This window comes from Pseudomonas sp. MWU12-3088 (assembly GCF_023242405.1).
Classification (GTDB): Bacteria; Pseudomonadota; Gammaproteobacteria; order Pseudomonadales; family Pseudomonadaceae; genus Aquipseudomonas; species Aquipseudomonas kribbensis.
Genome location: NZ_JALJEA010000010.1, coordinates 126,368 through 144,519, shown reverse-complemented (window position 1 = coordinate 144,519; position 18,152 = coordinate 126,368). Strand labels below are relative to the sequence as shown.

The 18,152-nt window shown below is 59.6% G+C and carries 11 protein-coding genes; 6 read left to right on the top strand and 5 right to left on the bottom strand.

The features are described from left to right. Window positions 1-10 precede the first annotated feature (10 nt). The 6 genes from M5B98_RS22230 (at window position 11) to M5B98_RS22205 (ending at window position 13,494) form a co-directional block, all read left to right on the top strand. On the top strand, window positions 11-6,121 hold the full coding sequence (locus M5B98_RS22230; protein WP_248743986.1) for a non-ribosomal peptide synthetase: 6,111 nt from the start codon (window positions 11-13) through the stop codon (window positions 6,119-6,121). Further along, complete coding sequence (sbnA, locus tag M5B98_RS22225; RefSeq protein WP_248743985.1) at window positions 6,078-7,031, top strand: 2,3-diaminopropionate biosynthesis protein SbnA; 954 nt, start codon at window positions 6,078-6,080, stop codon at window positions 7,029-7,031. Before M5B98_RS22230 ends, sbnA begins: the two co-directional genes overlap by 44 nt. Then, window positions 7,028-8,845 carry a non-ribosomal peptide synthetase gene (locus tag M5B98_RS22220; protein WP_248743984.1) on the top strand — a complete coding sequence of 606 codons (1,818 nt, stop codon included), beginning with the start codon at window positions 7,028-7,030 and terminating at the stop codon, window positions 8,843-8,845. The genes sbnA and M5B98_RS22220 overlap by 4 nt, the downstream gene beginning before the upstream one ends. A gap of 3 nt (window positions 8,846-8,848) precedes the next feature. Continuing rightward, window positions 8,849-10,135, top strand: a complete 1,287-nt coding sequence (locus M5B98_RS22215; protein WP_248743983.1) for a condensation domain-containing protein — start codon at window positions 8,849-8,851, stop codon at window positions 10,133-10,135. An 8-nt stretch (window positions 10,136-10,143) separates the two neighbouring features. Further along, entirely contained in the window at window positions 10,144-11,193 is a 1,050-nt protein-coding gene (sbnB, locus tag M5B98_RS22210) for a 2,3-diaminopropionate biosynthesis protein SbnB (protein ID WP_248743982.1), read from the top strand. Between the two features lie 78 nt (window positions 11,194-11,271). Then, window positions 11,272-13,494 carry a PhpK family radical SAM P-methyltransferase gene (locus M5B98_RS22205; RefSeq protein ID WP_248743981.1) on the top strand — a complete coding sequence of 741 codons (2,223 nt, stop codon included), beginning with the start codon at window positions 11,272-11,274 and terminating at the stop codon, window positions 13,492-13,494. 47 nt (window positions 13,495-13,541) lie between these two features. Here M5B98_RS22205 and M5B98_RS22200 read toward each other — a convergent pair whose 3' ends face one another. The 5 genes from M5B98_RS22200 to M5B98_RS22180 form a co-directional block, all read right to left on the bottom strand. Further along, complete coding sequence (locus M5B98_RS22200) at window positions 13,542-13,973, bottom strand: DUF2087 domain-containing protein (RefSeq protein ID WP_248743980.1); 432 nt, start codon at window positions 13,971-13,973, stop codon at window positions 13,542-13,544. 199 nt (window positions 13,974-14,172) lie between these two features. Next, a complete protein-coding gene (locus tag M5B98_RS22195; protein ID WP_114881404.1) occupies window positions 14,173-15,153 on the bottom strand; it encodes a peptide ABC transporter ATP-binding protein in 981 nt (326 codons plus the stop codon). Next, window positions 15,153-16,121, bottom strand: coding sequence for an ABC transporter ATP-binding protein (locus M5B98_RS22190; protein WP_085711820.1), 969 nt, complete (start codon window positions 16,119-16,121; stop codon window positions 15,153-15,155). The genes M5B98_RS22195 and M5B98_RS22190 overlap by 1 nt, the downstream gene beginning before the upstream one ends. Window positions 16,122-16,131: 10 nt before the next feature. Continuing rightward, entirely contained in the window at window positions 16,132-17,058 is a 927-nt protein-coding gene (locus M5B98_RS22185) for an ABC transporter permease subunit (RefSeq protein WP_085711819.1), read from the bottom strand. A gap of 11 nt (window positions 17,059-17,069) precedes the next feature. Further along, a complete protein-coding gene (locus M5B98_RS22180; RefSeq protein ID WP_119426677.1) occupies window positions 17,070-18,080 on the bottom strand; it encodes an ABC transporter permease subunit in 1,011 nt (336 codons plus the stop codon). Window positions 18,081-18,152 lie beyond the last annotated feature (72 nt).

Sequence of the window (18,152 nt, the reverse complement as noted above, 5' to 3'; positions counted from 1 at the left end):
CATGGATGATATGGACAACTTTCTGGATTTATTCGCCGACCAGGTTCGGCGTACGCCTGGCGCCATTGCAGCTTCGGATGGCTGTAACAGCCTGAGTTATCAAGATCTTGACGAGGTATCCGATGGCTTCGCCCGCAGGCTGAGTGCGGCATCCGTCAAGCCGGGTGATATTGTCGCCATCGGCCTGGAGCGAGGGCTCGGATTTCTGGTTTCGATGATCGGCCTGTTCAAGGTGGGAGCCGCTTATCTGCCGCTGGATCGCACGCTGCCGCTGGACCGGCGCGCCTACATGCTGGAGCAATGCAACTGCCGCTGGCTGATCGCAGAGAGCGACGGCCAACTGGTGTTCGACGGTGTTGGCCTTCTGGCAATGCCGGACCGGCTCGACGACCTCAAGGGCGGGGGGGCGTTCGAACGTTGCGCACTGACGGATGATAGTCTCGCTTATGTGATCTTTACCTCCGGCTCGACGGGAATGCCCAAGGGGGCAATGGTCCATCACGCCGGGATGCTCAATCATCTGCTGGCCAAAATCGAAGACCTGGGGATGCACAAGGCCCCCAACGTGGCACAAACAGCGCCACAGAGTTTCGATATCTCCGTCTGGCAATTCCTCGCGCCGCTGATCTGCGCCGGGCGCACGGCAATCCTGACCCGTTCAGAGTTTCTGGATCTTGATCGTCTGGGTGCGCGGATCGTGTACGACGAAATCGATATCCTGCAGGTAGTTCCGAGCCACTTGCTGGCCATTCTGGATGCGATCACCGTGGATGCGCAGAATGCGCGCTTCGATCGTCTGAGCTGTCTCGTCGCTACGGGCGAGGTGCTACCCGTTTCACTGGCACGACGCTGGTTGGCGACCAAGCCTCACGTGCCTTTGGTCAATGCCTATGGGCCGACGGAATGCAGTGACGATGTGACCCACCAGGTGATTTCCCGGATGCCTTCTGCCGATCACGCAATTCCGATCGGGCGGGCGGTACGCGGTGTTCGGCTGGTGGTGCGAGACGCCGATCAGGCGGCCTTGTCCGTGGGTGAAGTCGGCGAACTCTACGTCGAAGGCGTTGCGGTGGGATTGGGTTACATCGGTCGCCCCGACCTGACCGCCAAGGCGTTTGTCACGGTCGACGGCCAGCGAGCCTACAAGACCGGCGACCTCGTCAGTTGCGATGACGAAGGTGTCTTTCACTATCACGGTCGAACCGATGATCAGGTCAAGGTGCGTGGTCACCGGATCGAGTTGAGCGAGGTCGAATTCGGCATCCTGCGACTGGACTACATCAAACAGGCGGCGGTGGTACTCAACACGTCGCACACCCGCGCTTTTCTGACGGCTTTTCTCGTCGAACAAGAGGGGGCAGCAACCGATCTCGACAGTTTGCGTCTTGACCTGCGTGACCTTTTGCCGGAACACATGATTCCATCCGAGTTCCGCATTCAGTTGTCTCTGCCTGAGACACCCAATGGCAAGATCGACAAGAAAAAACTCACCGCCATTGCCAATGAAACCCCGGCGCCTGACACCGTACAGAAGGTTGCGGCAACACCGACCGGAGTCGGTCAGGAGTTGCTCGAGACCTGGCGCGATTTGCTGCGTAACCCGGCGCTGCAACCCACCGACGATTTTTTCAAACAAGGTGCCGATTCGATTCTCGCCTTGCAGTTCATTGCACGGGTGAAAGCTCTGGGACACGCGTTCACACTGGGCGATATCTTTCGGAACCCGACCATACAGGGGCTGCTCAAGGTGGTCCGGGCCCAGGCTGCGGTGTCCGGCAACGTCGCTGCCGAAAACCTGAAGCACCTCGATCGGCAACAGGCCCAGGGTGATTCGTCATCGTTCAAACCGGTTTCTCCGGCCCAGAAAGGCATCTACGTTCAATCGTTGCGAGCCCGCCATCGCACGACTTACGTTCTGCAGTTTTCGTTTCGCATGGTGCTGTCCGATGACGGCGCTGCTCTGGAGGAAGGATGGCGCAAGGTCCATCGACATCATGAGCTGTTGCGTAGCGCGTTTGTCCTGGCGCCGTCGGGCCAGCCGGCGCGCGTAGTTGCCGAAGACGCGCCGTTGAGATGGTCCCGGACCCGCCTTGCGCACCTCGATCAAGTGCAACAGCGCAAGTTCGTGGAAGACTTCCTCGTCCAGGACAAGCAGACCGGTTTCGAGCTGGATCACCCCGCGCTTTATCGACTGCATCTGTTCCATCTGGGTGGCAACGACTATCAGTTTGTTCTCAGCGCGCACCATCTCGTGCTTGATGGTGCATCGGTCTTTGCGCTGATGAGTGAAGTGTTTTCGGGTACCCCGGCGGCGCCGGATGCGTTTCCCTCCTATATCGATGGCCAGGAAAAATTCCACCTGCAACCGGAGGAGCAACAACTCTGGGCGGATCTTCTCGAGCCATTCGATGTGCCGGTCTGCGTAGCCGACAAGGTTGCCGAACCGTCCCAGAATCCGGTGGAGCATCAGGTTTTCGAACGACGTCTGCCTGCGGCGCTTGAGCAGGCCATCATGGGGCTGTGCAGTCGTACCGGTGTCACGATTGCCTCTGTTGCGGCAACAGCCTGGGGCATGGCGCTCAATGCAGTGAACGGCGGGCAGCACCAGTTGTTCGGAATGATCGTCTCGGGGCGTGCCGACACCGGGGTTGGTCTGGATGATGTCGGGATGTATGCCAATACCTTGCCGATACCCTTGGCACTGGCGCCGGCGCAGAATCCCGAAGTCAGCTTGCAGGCCGTCAGCAGAAGGATTGCCGAGCTGCTTCGTTTCGAGTCGATATCAATGAACGAGGCGTTGCTCAGTACGCGCTCGCGCTTTGCCAACAATGCCTTTGATACGGTGCTGAACGTCGAGACGCTGGCAGACTGGGCTGCGCTCGAGGCCCCCGGTGTCACTGTCGAACTCACGCAGGTGACTGACCTCACCGAGTTTGCCTTTGCCGTTGAAGTCCTCAGCAGCGGCGATGCCATTACGGTGGATTTCATCCGTGATCCCGAGTCTGTCTCCAGGGAGCGGGCAGAAACGCTGTGCGAACACTTCCTGAGTGCACTGGCGTATATCTGTGAGGCACATCGCCCCTTGCAGGAGTGGCAGAACTGGCAAGGTGCGCCTGTGATCGGGGATGACACTTCGGTCGCAACGGATTTGCCCCCGGCTTCTTCGCAGCACACGCCTTTCGACACCGTGGTGCTGGCCGCGACGCGTGCGATCATCGGCAACGACACGATTACCCTGAAACAGAACTTCTTCTCTTCAGGCGGTGACTCGATCAGCGCGTTGCAACTCATTGCACGTCTGAGAAGCGAAGGCATGACGATTGATCTTGATCGCATCTTCGCCAGTCGATCGCTGTCCGAAATCGCCCAGGCCGTGCGGCCGCTGCAGAGTGCTGCCATCGGGGAAATCCATTTGCCCACCGGTGCAACTGCACTGGTGCCCGTACAGTGCTGGTTCGTCGAACAGCAACTGGTCAATGCTGACCATTGGTGCCTCGGCACGGCAATCGAGATACACCGTCCAGTCGCAGCCGATACGCTGATCATGGCCACGCGCAAGATACTGGAGCGTTATCCGGTACTGAGTGCGCAGTTCAAGGTCGACGAAGGGTACGCCCAGACCATTCCGGCCAGCCCCGTCGACGCGCAATCGAGTTGCCTGACGGTGCAACTGGCTGCACCGATCGATCAATCGCTGGAGTCTGTCCGGGCGGTGCTGGAAGAGTCCCTTGCCGGTCTTGATCTTGAAAAGGGCGATCTGTTTCGCGCGGTGTTGTTCCGCACCCCGGATCCCGATGTCAATCTGCTGGTGCTGGTGGCGCATCACCTGGTGGTCGATGCGGTGTCCCTGCGTATTCTTGTCGAGGACTATCTGCACTTGCATGCAGGCACGTCGGTTCCTGCGCAGGCCACCGCGTTTCGCGGTTGGGCACAGCAACTGGCAAGTGACGGGCAGGCTTTCAAGAAGAATGTGCTGTTGCAGACCGCGTACTGGTCACAGGTCATCGAAGCGATTCCGGCCGCAATGCCTTTTGCGCAGAACCGGCGACCGTCGGGTCACACCGCAATACTGTCCCGAGGGCTGAGCAGCACGGCCACCACCGCGCTGATCCGAGAGGTGCCTGCGGCTTACAACACCCGAATCAATGACATCCTGGTCTCGGCGCTGGTCCGGGCGTTTTCCGCCTGGCGGGGGAGCCCGGACATTGCAATCAATCTCGAGGGACATGGTCGAGAAAGTGTCCTGGAAGGCGTCGATGTATCCCGCACGGTCGGCTGGTTCACATCGGTGTTCCCGGTGTGCCTGCATGATCCTCAAGAGGGGCTGGGGAGTCTGATCCAGGCGACCAAGCGCACACTGGCGGATATCCCGGAACGGGGTGTCGGATATGGACTGCTGCGTTACCTGTTCAATGAGTCCCGGGTGATTCCTGCTGCCGAACCCATGGTGCAGTTCAACTATCTCGGGCAGTGGGACAATGTGTCGTTCGACGATCCGGACGTGTCGATGCCGTCAGCCCGGGTCTTGAGTCTCGTCGATCAGGTGTCGGTGGACCCGCGCAACGGACGCCAGCATGCACTGGAGATCGAGGCGCGGATTGCTCAGGGTCGATTTGAAATCGATTGGTATTACGACGACGGGATTCTCTCCCCCGGCGAGGCCGAGGATCTCGCGACGCGCTACGTCGATGCCTTGACGGAAATCATTGAGCATTGCACGGCAGGTGCCGTGGTACGCGTGCCCGGCGACTATCCGGATGTCGATCTGACTGACGATGAGTTGCAGTCGCTGATTGCCAGCGCCGCAGCCATACCGGTGGATATCTATCCCTTGTCACCGACGCAGGAAGGGATTCTGTTCCAGCACCTGATGAGCGATGACGACACTTATACCCTGCAATACGTCATGGACATCAACGGGGAAGTCGATATCGACGTGCTGGAAACGGCGTGGCAAAGGCTGACCGAGCGTCATCCGATCCTGCGTACGGGGTTCTTCTGGGATGCGGTGGCGGGACCGGTGCAATATGTGGTGCCCAAGGCCACCTGCACCTGGCAGGTCATCGCGCACAGCAGCGAGCCGACGCAGTATGAGCGCCTGATGCATGAAGATCGCGCACGGATCTTTGATCTGGCGACTCCTGCACTGACACGCTTCACGTTGTTGTCAGATGGCTCGCAGGTGCACAAGTTGATCTGGACCTACCACCACATCCTTCTGGATGGCTGGTGTGTGGCCAGAGTCATCAAGGAACTGTTTAGCCTCTACGACCAGATGGTTCGCGGCGTTCAGCCCGAGCCGGCATTCAGCCACGTCTATCGCGATTACATCGAGTGGCTGGCCAATCAATCCGAACGGGAAAAACGTCCGTTCTGGCGACGTTATCTGGCGGGCGTCAGCCCCAGTCTGTTCTCCAGCCCGGTGGCCTTTCAGCCGTCCTCGAGTGCGGATCACAACGTCTACCGTTTCAACCTCGGGCGCGATCTTTCAGGTGGTATCGAGCGGTTCTGTACCGGTCTGGGCGTGACCGTTGCGGTTCTCTTCCAGCGCATCTGGGCGCAGATCCTGGCGGAGCACACCGAAAACCACACACCGGTATTCGGCTGGGCGATTTCCGGACGGCCTGCAGATCTCGAGGGGTCGCAAGACATCATCGGACTGATGACTTCGATCGTTCCGTGCAAGGTTGATGTACAGGCACCGCTCTCTGCCGAGGCTCTCCGGCAGTTGCAGCGCAGCAGTGCAGCCCTGCAGGACGAAGGGCATGTCTCGATGAGCCATTTCCGCAATGCCGCCGGCCTTGGCCTGGAGCAATTGTTCAATACCGTTCTGGTGGTCGAGAACTTCGAGCTTCAGGACAACCTGCCGGTCGGTGATCGCTACCGGCTCAGCAATCTGCAGTGGGTCGAGAAGTCAGAGTTCGCTTTGGTTTTCGGTCTGGTTCCGGCAGACGATTTTCTGATCGAACTCAACTTCAACCCCGAAAAATTCTGCGTTGCGCAAATGGCCGATCTTCAACAACGGATTGTTTTCCATGCGCGCCGAATGTCTTCTCTTGGAAATGGATACCTCGAGCATGATGCAAAACTACAGTGCGAATCAGTATCACAAACTGGATAACTTCATCGGCAATGTGCCGGTCTACCTGAAGATAGAAGGGTTGAATCCGGCCGGCTCGATAAAGCTCAAGACCGCGATTTCGCTGATCGAGGAAAGCGAGCGCCTGGGGCTGCTTTCGCCCGGGCGGAAAGTCATCGAATCCAGTTCGGGAAACCTCGGTGTTGCGTTATCGATGATCTGTGCGCAGCGCGGTTATCCGTTTACCTGCATAACCGACCCCAACGTCAACCAGGTCAGTGTCAACCTGATGAAAGCTTATGGAGCCGAAGTCATTGTCTGCGACACCCGCGACCGCAATGGCGGTTTTCTCGGGGCGCGCATTGCGCTGATTCAGGAAATGATCCGCCAGGATCCGAGGTATTTCTGGACCAACCAATATGCCAACCCGGCTAATCCGCTGGCGCACTACAACAGGACGGCACCGGAAATCCTGCAGCAGCATCCGAACTGCAAATGGCTGTTTGTCGGTGCCGGTACCACCGGGACGCTGGTCGGCTGCGCGCAATATCTGCGTGATAACGCGCCGCACGTAAAGCTGATCGCTGTCGATACCGTGGGCTCGATCAACTTTCAGGAGGTGCCGAAGAAGCGCCTGATTCCAGGGTTGGGAACGAGTCGGCGTCCGGAAATTCTCGACCGGGATCTGGTCGGGCATATCGAGTTCGTCGATGAGGTCGAGACGATCCGCATGTGCCGCAGTGTCGCGCTGGACTACGGCCTGCTGGTCGGTGGTTCTACGGGGACTGTGCTGGTGGCGGTCAAGCGCCTCTGGAAACAGATTCCGGCAGGCGATGAAGTGGTCGTGATCAGTCCCGATATGGGCGAACGGTATCTCGAAACGATCTATTCGGATCAGTGGTGTGACGCCAACTTTGGCAGCCAGATGTACCAGCACGCGATGGTGGGTTGAGTCTCGGCGGTACGTTGGTCGATGTTTTCTCAGAGCGGAAGGAGCCTAGCTTGTCACCACTACAATTTCCCCCGAGCGGGATTGCGCAAACACAGATCTTTCTCGATCAATGGGCCCGCGTCAGCCACGATCTCAAGGATGCACCTGCGATAGAAGATGGCGGTGTTTTGTATACCTATGCCGAAGTGGACGCAGACAGTCAGCGGATCGCTGCCTATCTGGCCCACAACGCGATTGGAACAGGTGCAATCGTTGCCATCGGCTGTCCGCGCGGGAAGGATCTGCTGGCCGCCTTGCTGGGCGTCATGAAAAGTGGCGCAGCCTTCGTCCTCCTGGATCTGGAGACTGCCCCGGCACGCCTGTCCATCCAGTTGGACGCAGCCACTGCGAAACTGGTCCTTGTCCCCGATGGCTACATCGTCGGCGACAACCTCGCCCTGGCCTCCGAAAGGGTCGTGAGTCTTGGCCAGGTCCGGGATGCCGCGCAGTCCCTGCATTTCGAACAACCGCGGATAACGCCACAGGATCTTGCGTACATCATCTTCACTTCCGGCTCTACCGGGCAGCCCAAAGGGGTGATGGTTTCACACCGGGGCATCCCTAATCTTGCACGTCATGCCCTGACGTACGGCATTACCCAGGGCAGTCGGGTGCTGATGTTTTCCCCGGTCTGTTTCGACGCGATCATTGCAGAAATCGCCATGACCCTGTTTGCCGGCGGCTGTCTGGTGGCCGTGGCCGACCACGAGCTGCGGGATTTCGACTGCCTGCAAGACCTGCTGTGCAATCGTCGGATCGATGTCGTCACGTTGCCGCCGTCACTGGTGTCGCTGTTGCCACCCGAGCTGCCGATCAGCCTGAGCACATTGATCGTGGCCGGCGAGAGGTGCAGCAGGGAGGTGATTGCCAACTGGGCGGGCAGAACCCGTCTGATCAACGCCTACGGGCCTTCCGAAGCAACAGTCGCTGCGACGGTGAAGCTGTGCACCCTGGATACCTCACCGGCGAATATCGGCGAGGCGATTTCCAGCGTCACGGTGCGTCTGCTCGACGAGACGCTGGAGGAAGTACCGGCTGGCGAGCTCGGTGAAATCTACATCAGCGGGGTGAGCGTTGCCTTGGGCTATCTGGGCAATCCGGACTTGAGCGATGCGCGGTTCGTCCGGGGCCTGGACGGCGATGACAGCCTGAGCTTTCGTACCGGTGATTTCGCCAGGCGCGATGTGAATGCAGACATCCTTTTCGAGGGGCGCAAGGACGATCTGGTCAAGATCAACGGAAACCGCGTCGAGCTTGCGGAGATCGAGGCCTGCGCCATGGCTTCGCGGCAAATCAGAAGTTGCCACGCGTGCTCCGTCGATGACGGCACATCGGGCGCGAGGATCGCGCTTTTCGTGACCCCGTCGGATACGGCTGACAGTGCGCAGCTGGAAGCCGGACTGAGAGCGAGGATCAGCGCCGAATTGCCGGTTTATTTCATGCCTGCGCAGATCCTTGTGCTGGATGAGTTGCCGCGCAACCCGGCGGGAAAAGTCGATCGGGCAGCGTTGATCGCGCGGCTGGGCGACGTGACGGACGATGGGGCGGGTGCCGAGGCAATGTCCTCCAGGGAAGAGACCCTTGCGTTGATCTGGGCACAGATTCTTGGCCGTCCGATTGAAAACCGTGAGGCGAATTTCTTTGCGTTGGGCGGCAACTCCCTCTTGGCAATGCGTCTTGTCGCATTGATGAAGCGCAGTGGCATTCAGATCAATCTCAAGCGCGTGTTTGGCGCTCCGACCCTGGCGCAAATGGCCTGTCTGATCGAGGAGTAGGTGATGGCGGGTAAAGGATTGAACCCCTATCAACGGTATTACTGGAGCGCGTCGAGCGCCTACGATCTTGCCGAAACGGCCTGCGTGAGCATTGGCTTCCTGCTGGACGGGCCATTGAACATCGCCCGGTTCAGCCAGGCGGTGGATGCGGTGGTCAATCGTCACGAGCAGCTGCGATCGCACTTCCACGAAACGCCGGATGGTGCGCGACGTTTCCCCGGACCACTGGTGCACGGTGTACTGAGTGTCGACGACGAGCCGTTCGAGTTGTCCCGGCTGGAGGACTGCATCGAGGCCCTGTGTCGGCGGCCGCTTGATCTGCAAGTGGATATACCGTTCAGGGCCTACCTGAAAAAACTCGGACATGATCGTCATCTGTTTGCACTGATCATTCATCACATCGTTGTCGATTCATGGTCGCTGGAGGTGATCCTCGATGATCTGGCGACGGCCTACAACGGTGCGATGTCCGCCGCGCCGGAACCGTTGCTGGAGCCACTCACCTTCGATCATGAAACGCTGGCAATGCCTCTGGAACATGATGAGCATCAGCGTCAGGCGCAGTTCTGGCGAGCGTATCTCAAGGACGCGAAGATTCCGCAGATTCCGGATTTGCTCGTCGGTGAGAGCGCACAGGCCAAATCGACCTTCGATGTGATGACCCCCGGCAAGGAGATTCACGGGGCCATCAACCGACTCTGTGCTTCGCTGGATGTCACACCTTTTGTGGTTTACACCGCCGCGGCGTCTATCGCGCTCGCACATCTTTGCGCCTCGGACGACTTGCTGATCCAGACCAACGTGACGCCGCGCTGGACGGAAGGTACGCAAACGGTGGTCGCCTACCTGTCTGCGCGCATTCCATTGCGGGTACGCGTCGATTCGAAACTGTCGTTGCAGGCCCACATCCTCAATGTCGCTGATTCACTCTACGAAACCTTCGACAGCGTCGGGCTTTCGATCGGCGAAATCATGGCCGAGTCCGAAGTCAGCCAAAGCCTGCCCATTCATATCGGTGCCGAGAGCCCGTTCGAAGGCTGGGATCTTGATGGCGTCACCGTCTCTCAAGTCCAGTTGCCCGACTATCAGCCCTGGCCATTGTTCATGTGGGTGCCTGTCACCGCTGACCATTGCTTTATCAAGCTGCAGTACCAGGCCGACCGGATTTCCCCTGAAAACATGCTGAAACTAAAACGCCTGCTGAACGAAACGTTAGATCAATTCTGTCTCCTGGAGGCCGAAGCAAGCGCTCGTGACACAGCGGTTTTAAAACACGAAGCCATGCAATGAGACCTTCCATGAACGACACCCAGAACCTGCCATCCCACGCATTGACCGTTGTTTCCGGTTCGCAGATCGCCAACCTGATGCCTTCGCTGCGCAGGGACATTCTGCGCCTGGTCGAAGAGACCTACCTGCAGCACGACGCCGGCCTGACCAACAATCCCGACAGCTATTTCCTGAGGTTCGAAGAGCGTCAATCGGACCGGATCATTGCCTTGCCGGCTGCCATTGCCAACGACACACCCATTTCGGGCATCAAGTGGATTGCCAGTTATCCGAAGAACATCGAGCGAAATCTGCAACGCGCCTCGGCCGTCCTGCTGCTGAACGATTACGAAACGGGTTATCCCGTGGCATGCCTTGAAGCTTCGCAAATCAGCTCGGCCAGAACCGCGGCTTCTGCGGTGGTCGCCGCCAGGGCGCTGGCGGCGGATCCGCAGAAAGCGCTGAAGATCACATTCGTCGGTGCCGGCGTGATCTCCCGCGCGATCTTTGATTTTTTCCTGGCCGATGGCTGGACGTTCGATCAGGTCACCGTCTGTGATCTGGACCCGGCGTCGGCCACTGAACTTCGTCATCACGTCACCGCCGGGACGGGGCGGCAAGCGCTTTTCGACGAGGACTGGAAGTCGGCGATCAGCACTGCCGACATCGTTGTTTTCGCCACCAACGCCGGGACGCCTTATGTGTCGGGTGACGACGTCTTTGCCCCCGGTCAAATCATTCTGAATGTCTCTCTGCGCGATATCAGCCCGGACATTATCTGGCACGCGTTCAACGTGTTCGATGATGTGGAGCACTGCATGAAGGCCAATACCTCGCCCCATCTGGCGGAGCAGAAATACGGCGACCGCTCGTTCGTGCACGGCACGCTTGCGCACATTCTCAACAACCCGAGCTTGATCGACCGTTCGCGCCCACTGATCTTTTCACCCTTCGGACTGGGGGTTCTTGATCTCGTCGTTGGCCAACTGTTCGTCGACAAGTGCCTGGAAGCCGGGTCCTACACCAATATCGCGGACTTCATTCCCGATACGCGACGCTGGGCCACGTCCCACGGCTGAACCATTCAAGGAGCACTGACGCGAGCCTTCGCACGTTCCATTCCAGGGAGGAGTGACCCGATGCAAAACAAAAAATGCATGATCATCGGCTTCAATGATTTTTCGTTTGACGACTATTGTCAGATGCTCGATCAACTTGCACCTGAAGCGGCAGCGAAACGTGATTTACGCCTGGCGTTCGTCAATTATGAAGGCTCGCGGTTTCATGCACTGGGTGTGCTGAACAAGACACGTGAAGTGCAGGGGCTGGCGGACCTGAACCTGAACAATGCCGATTTTCTGTGGCCGGTTGTGATGGTGCTGGGTACGTATCTGGAAAAGCACGGCATCGCCTTTGACTACGTCAATCTGTTTCAGAACGAGAAGGATGTTCTGGCGCAAAAACTGGCGTCCGGCACGATCAGTTCCGTGGTCATCACCACGACCCTCTATGTCATGCCGCATCCGGTGCAGGAGATTGTGGACTTTGTGCGCGACTGCGCGCCTCAGGTGCAGATCATCATCGGTGGCCCTTACATCAGTGGTCTGTTCAAGGCCCATGATCAGGAAATGCTCGGTGATTACCTGAGTGTTCTTGGCGGCGATATCTACATCAACAGCAATGAGGGCGAAGACACGCTGCGCCAGGTACTGGAGGCGCTCAATCAGAACCGCTCGGTCATCGGGTTGAATCGCACGGCGGTGTTCGACGGCGACACGTGGGTGTTCGGTGCGGATGAGCCGGAATACAACGAACTGAAGGAAAACTTCGTCAATTACAAGTTGTTCGAACCGCGTGGCATCGGACGTTTCCTGTCCACGCGCACAGCCAAATCCTGTCCGTATTCCTGTGCATTCTGCGGGTTTCCCCAACGGGCCGGTAAGTACCGTTACTTGTCCACCAGCGATGTAGAACGCGAACTGGATGCGGTAAAGGCGATCGGCACCGTGGATACGCTGACGTTCCTGGATGACACATTCAATGTGCCCAAGCAGCGCTTCCGGGAAATCATGCAGATGATGATCGACAACCAGTACAACTTTAAGTGGAACTCCTTTTACCGTTCTGATCAGGGTGATCCGGAAACCATCGCGCTGATGGCGCGCGCAGGGTGCGAAGGGGTTTTTCTGGGTATCGAGTCGGCCTCCGACAAGATGCTTGCGCTGATGCGCAAGACCTCACGCCGCAAGAACTATGAACAGGCCATCAGCGCTTTCCGCTCGGTAGGGATTGCGACTCACGCCTCGTTCATCATCGGCTTTCCGGGGGAAACCCTCGACACGGTGCAGGAGAGCCTGGATTTCATCGAAACCATTCGACCGGATACCTTCCGTGCGCAGGTCTGGTACTGCGACCCGTTGACACCCATCTGGAATGACCGGGAAAAATACGGCATTACCGGCTCAGGCTTCGATTGGTCGCACGACACGATGGACAGCGAACTGGCGGCATCCATCACCGAGCGGTTCTTTCTCACTGCCCGAAACTCTACATGGTTGCCGCAGTTCGGCTTTGAGCAGTGGAGTCTGTTCTACCTGCATCGTCAGGGCATGGAGCAGGGCAATATCCTCGGTTATCTGGACGGCTTCAATGCGGCCGTCAAGCATCAACTGTTGCACGGTGATGAAGCTCAATTGCCGGCCCCGATCATTGACCGCTTCACGTTCAGTGCCCGCTTGCCGGCGCAGAGTCCAGTCGTGCCGCAGCCCGGGTTGTCGATGGAGTCGGCAGCGCACTTCAAGGCAGCCGAAGCACGCTTGCAGACCTTCTCCGAGTGGCTGGATCCGCAGTGCATCGGGTCGATGCCGGTGCACACCGGCGAGCAGACACAAACAGTGTTGAGCCGGCCCGAGGGCATGGTCAGTTGCGGCGATCAGGCCGTTGTCTGGATCGCGGCCTTTTTGAAGCACGCTTCAAGCGTTCTGCAGGGTGATCGATTTCTTTTGCAATACGTCGTCGAAGAAGGCACTCGGTTGGTTGCGGTCGACGATGTCGATCGGTGCAGCGAGGCTGCTCTGTATGATCGCGTGGCGGCATCCCTTGCCCGGGCGCCAGTGCTCGACAGCCACGACAGCTATCTGCTGTCGCGCAATTCGCGGTTGAGGGCATGCGGCATCGTTTTGCATCAGCCGGTTCTTCGTGTGTACGCCGAGGGTATCGTCGCCCCTTCGTCAGACAGCGGGCTTTACATGCACCTGTCACTGACGAGTTCCGGACAGGGGCGGGTACTGAGCAACTTTGTCCGATGGGCCCCGGAGCTTCACGCAGCGAACGCGCAAAGCGCGCTTGCCGAGCAGGTCGTGTTCGTCAGGGTGCAATAGGTCAGATCAGGGAGGAGAGCGCCATTAGCTCTCCTCCCTGATCCGTTTCAGCCTTGCAGCGCGGCTTTCTTGCGCTCTTCGCGCGCGCGGGCAGCTTCCAGCAACTGTTCGGCGATGCGCATTGGCAGTTGCTCTTCAACCAGCCGGATGAATAGCGGATGGCCGGTAATGGCCAGGTCGAGTTCATAACCGCGCCCATCGGGTTCCCGTATCCAGTAGTGGCTATCAATCAGCGTCCGCCGCAACTCCACGACATCGCTTCGCAGCATGGGGGCGAACCGGGTTTTCCATTGGTCCAGCCGCGTGGTCGCCTCACGTTCGCTATAGCGTTCGCCGGGCTCGAGCGCAGAACTGATGTAAAAGAGCATGACCGCCAGCTCCTGACGATTCAAACGGCCCAGGGTCAAACCGTTCTTGTTGCTTAAACGCGTCAGCGTCTCGACGAACTGCTCGAAATCCGTTGGAAGTTCCTTGTCCAATGTCTTGCTCCTTTTGTTTTTTGAGGCTGCATTTTAGCGGCGTTGTCTGGCACGAGTGAGCCAGTATGGCGGTGGTCGCGACATTTTGCGTGGGCTTTGCCCGTAAAGGAAAACCCCTTCTGCCTCGACTGATGCGCAATCGAAGGAGAAGGGGTTTGGTCAACTCATCAACAACCCGCCCCGGTAATGGGGCGGGGTTTTATGCCGCACCGTCGAGGAACTGCTCGGCGTAGTGGCACGCTACCTGACGCGTGTCGAGCTGGCGCAGGGCCGGCTCTTCCGCGCTGCAACGTTCGGTCGCGTACGGGCAGCGCTTGTGGAACGCGCAGCCCGGTGGCGGGTTCAGCGGGTTGGGCAACTCGCCGACGATCTTGATTTTCGGCTTGTCCGGATCCGGGTGGATGGTCGGTGTCGCCGACAGCAGCGCCTGGGTGTACGGGTGCAGCGGACGGGCATAGATGTCGTGCTTCGGACCGATTTCCACCGGACGTCCGAGGTACATCACCATCACGTCATCGGCCACGTGCTGCACCACCGCCAGGTTGTGCGAGATGAACACGTAACCGGTGTTGAACTCCTGCTGCATGTCCATGAACAGGTTCAGCACCTGCGCCTGGATCGACACGTCCAGTGCCGAGGTCGGTTCGTCCGCCACCAGCACTTTCGGTTGCAGCATCATGGCGCGGGCCAGCGCGATACGCTGACGCTGACCGCCGGAGAACATGTGCGGATAACGCTGGTAGTGCTCGGGACGCAAACCGACCTGCTTCATCATCGCCTGGACGCGTTCGCGACGTTCGGCGGCCGACAAGTTGGTGTTGATCAGCAGCGGCTCGGCCAGTTGATCACCGATTTTCTGCCGTGGGTTCAACGAGGCATACGGGCTCTGGAACACCATCTGCACGTCTTTGCGCAGTTGCTTGCGCTGAGCCTTGTCGGCGCCGGCCACTTCTTGCCCGGCGATTTTCAGGGAACCGGACGACGGCTCCTCGATCAGGGTCAGGGCGCGGGCCAGGGTGGATTTGCCGCAACCCGACTCGCCTACTACGGCGAGGGTCTTGCCGGCTTCCAGCTCGAACGACACACCGTTGAGGGCGCGTACGGTCGCATGGCCCTTGAACAGGCCACGGGAGACTTCGTAGTGACGGGTCAGGTCGCGGGCGGTAAGTACGACGGCCATTACGCCACCTCCTGGTTCAACGGGTAGAAGCAGCGGGCGAGGCTGTGGCTTTTCGGATCAAGGGTCGGACGCTGCGCGCGGCAGCTGTCCTGCACGTACGGGCAGCGCGGCGACAGCAGGCAGCCTTGCGGACGGTCGTAACGGCCGGGAACGATGCCCGGCAGGGTCGCCAGGCGCTCGGCACCCTGGCTGTGTTCCGGAATCGCCTTGAGCAGCGCTTCGCTGTACGGGTGCGCCGGGATGTCGAACAGTTGCGGCACCTGGCCGACTTCAACGGCCTGGCCGGCGTACATCACACAGACGCGCTGGGCGGTTTCGGCCACCACGGCGAGGTCGTGGGTGATCAGCACCAGGCCCATGTTCTGCTCTTTCTGCAACGCCAGCAGCAGGTCCATGATCTGCGCCTGAATCGTTACGTCGAGCGCGGTGGTCGGCTCGTCCGCGATCAGCAGTTTCGGCTCGCCGGCAATCGCCATGGCAATTGCCACACGCTGGCTCATGCCGCCGGACAGTTGGTGCGGATAAGCGTCCATACGGCTGGAAGCGCCGGGGATTTCAACCTTTTCCAGCAGTTCGATGGCGCGCTTGCGGGCGGCCTTGCCGGACATTTTCAGGTGCAGGCGCAGCACTTCCTCGATCTGGAAACCGACGGTGTAGCTCGGGTTCAGCGCGGTCATCGGGTCCTGGAACACCATGGACAGGTCTTTACCGACGATCTGCCGACGCTGGCGATTGCTCAGTTTGAGCATGTCCTTGCCGTCGAAGCTCAGAGAGTCGGCAGTGACGATCCCCGGGTGCTCGATCAGGCCCATCAGCGCCATCATGGTCACGGACTTGCCGGAACCCGATTCGCCGACGATGGCCAGGACTTCGCCCTTGTCGACCTTGAGGTCGAGGCCGTCGACCACCGGTGTGGCGTTCTTGTCGCCGAAGCGAACGTTGAGATTCTTGATTTCTAGCAGTGACATGGGAATCTCCTCAGGCGGCGTTCTTGAGTTTCGGGTCCAGCGCATCGCGCAGGCCGTCGCCCATCAAGTTGATTGCCAGCACGCTGAGCAAAATGGTCAAACCAGGCAGACTCACGACCCACCAGGCGCGTTCGATGTAGTCGCGGGCCGAGGCCAGCATGGTGCCCCACTCAGGGGTTGGCGGCTGGACGCCGAGGCCGAGGAAGCCCAGGGCGGCGGCGTCGAGGATCGCCGAAGAGAAGCTCAGGGTGGCCTGAACGATCAGCGGTGCCATGCAGTTCGGCAGCACGGTGATGAACATCAGGCGTGGCAGGCCGGCACCGGCCAGGCGCGCAGCGGTCACGTAGTCGCGGTTCAGTTCGCCCATCACCGCAGCACGGGTCAGACGCACGTAGGACGGCAGCGAAACCACGGCAATCGCGATCACGGTGTTGATCAGGCCTGGGCCGAGGATGGCGACGATCGCCACGGCCAGCAGCAGCGACGGCAGGGCCAGCATGATGTCCATCAGACGCATGATGGTCGGGCCGACCACTTTCGGGAAGAAACCGGCGAACAGACCCAGCAGGATCCCCGGGATCAGCGACATCACCACCGACGACAGACCGATCAGCAGCGACAGGCGCGAACCCTGGATCAGACGCGACAGCAGGTCGCGACCCAGTTCATCGGTGCCGAGCAGGAATTGCATCTGTCCGCCTTCGAGCCACGCCGGCGGCGTCAGCAGGAAGTCACGGTATTGCTCGCTCGGGTTATGCGGGGCGACCCACGGCGCGAAGATCGCGCAGAAAATCACCAGCAGCATGAACAGCAGGCCGGCAACGGCGCCCTTGTTCTTCGCGAAGGCTTGCCAGAATTCTTTGTACGGCGACGGGTACAGCAGACTTTGATCCGCGCCAGGTGCAGCGGTGACTACTGAGGATGTTGGAGTGCTCATGGGTATTGACCTCAGCGCTGATGACGGATGCGTGGGTTGGCAAAGCCGTAGAGGATGTCCACCACGAAGTTGACCAGGATCACCAGGCAGGCGATCAACAGGATGCCGTTCTGCACGACCGGATAGTCCCGGGCGCCGATGGCTTCGATCAGCCATTTGCCGATGCCGGGCCACGAGAAGATGGTCTCGGTCAGTACCGCACCGGCCAGCAGGGTGCCGACTTGCAGGCCGACCACGGTCAGCACCGGGATCAGGGCGTTGCGCAGACCGTGCACGAACACCACGCGCGACGGCGACAGGCCTTTGGCCTTGGCGGTACGGATGTAGTCTTCACGCAGCACTTCGAGCATCGACGAACGGGTCATCCGCGCGATCACCGCCAGCGGAATGGTGCCGAGGACGATGGCCGGCAGGATCAGGTGATGCAGCGCATCCAGGAAAGCGCCGGTGTCATTGGCCAGCAGGGTGTCGATCAGCATGAAACCGGTGCGTGGCTCGATGTCATAGAGCAGGTCGATCCGCCCGGAAACCGGGGTCCAGCCCAGGCTCACCGAGAAGAACATGATGAGAATCAGGCCCCACCAGAAGATCGGCATCGAATACCCCGCCAAGGAGATGCCCATCACCCCGTGGTCGAACAGGGATCCTCGCTTGAGAGCCGCGATCACCCCGGCCAGAAGGCCCAGGACGCCGGCGAACAGCAGGGCGGCCATGGACAATTCCAGGGTCGCCGGGAAGAGGGAGGTGAACTCGGTCCATACGCTCTCACGGGTGCGCAGGGATTCGCCGAGATCGCCGTGGGCCAGTTTGCCGATGTAGTCCAGGTACTGGGCATACAACGGTTTGTTCAGACCGAGGCGTTCCATTGCCTGAGCGTGCATTTCGGGGTCGACCCGACGTTCGCCCATCATCACTTCCACGGGGTCGCCGGGAATCATGCGAATCAACGCGAAAGTCAGCAAGGTGATGCCGAAAAACGTGGGGATCAATAACCCCAGTCGGCGGGCAATAAAACTAAACATCTTGTGTGGTACCTCATCAGCCGGTTAGGCGTGCCCGGCGACCCTGGGGTCAGGGAGGCCGGGAGTTTCTTA

Coding starts and splice junctions, on each gene's coding strand:
- M5B98_RS22230 (WP_248743986.1), top strand. CDS start 11: ATGGACAACTTTCTGGATTTATTCGCCGACCAGGTTCGGCGTACGCCT.
- sbnA (WP_248743985.1), top strand. CDS start 6,078: ATGATGCAAAACTACAGTGCGAATCAGTATCACAAACTGGATAACTTC.
- M5B98_RS22215 (WP_248743983.1), top strand. CDS start 8,849: ATGGCGGGTAAAGGATTGAACCCCTATCAACGGTATTACTGGAGCGCG.
- sbnB (WP_248743982.1), top strand. CDS start 10,144: ATGAACGACACCCAGAACCTGCCATCCCACGCATTGACCGTTGTTTCC.
- M5B98_RS22205 (WP_248743981.1), top strand. CDS start 11,272: ATGATCATCGGCTTCAATGATTTTTCGTTTGACGACTATTGTCAGATG.
- M5B98_RS22195 (WP_114881404.1), bottom strand. CDS start 15,153: ATGGCCGTCGTACTTACCGCCCGCGACCTGACCCGTCACTACGAAGTC.
- M5B98_RS22190 (WP_085711820.1), bottom strand. CDS start 16,121: ATGTCACTGCTAGAAATCAAGAATCTCAACGTTCGCTTCGGCGACAAG.
- M5B98_RS22185 (WP_085711819.1), bottom strand. CDS start 17,058: ATGAGCACTCCAACATCCTCAGTAGTCACCGCTGCACCTGGCGCGGAT.
- M5B98_RS22180 (WP_119426677.1), bottom strand. CDS start 18,080: ATGTTTAGTTTTATTGCCCGCCGACTGGGGTTATTGATCCCCACGTTT.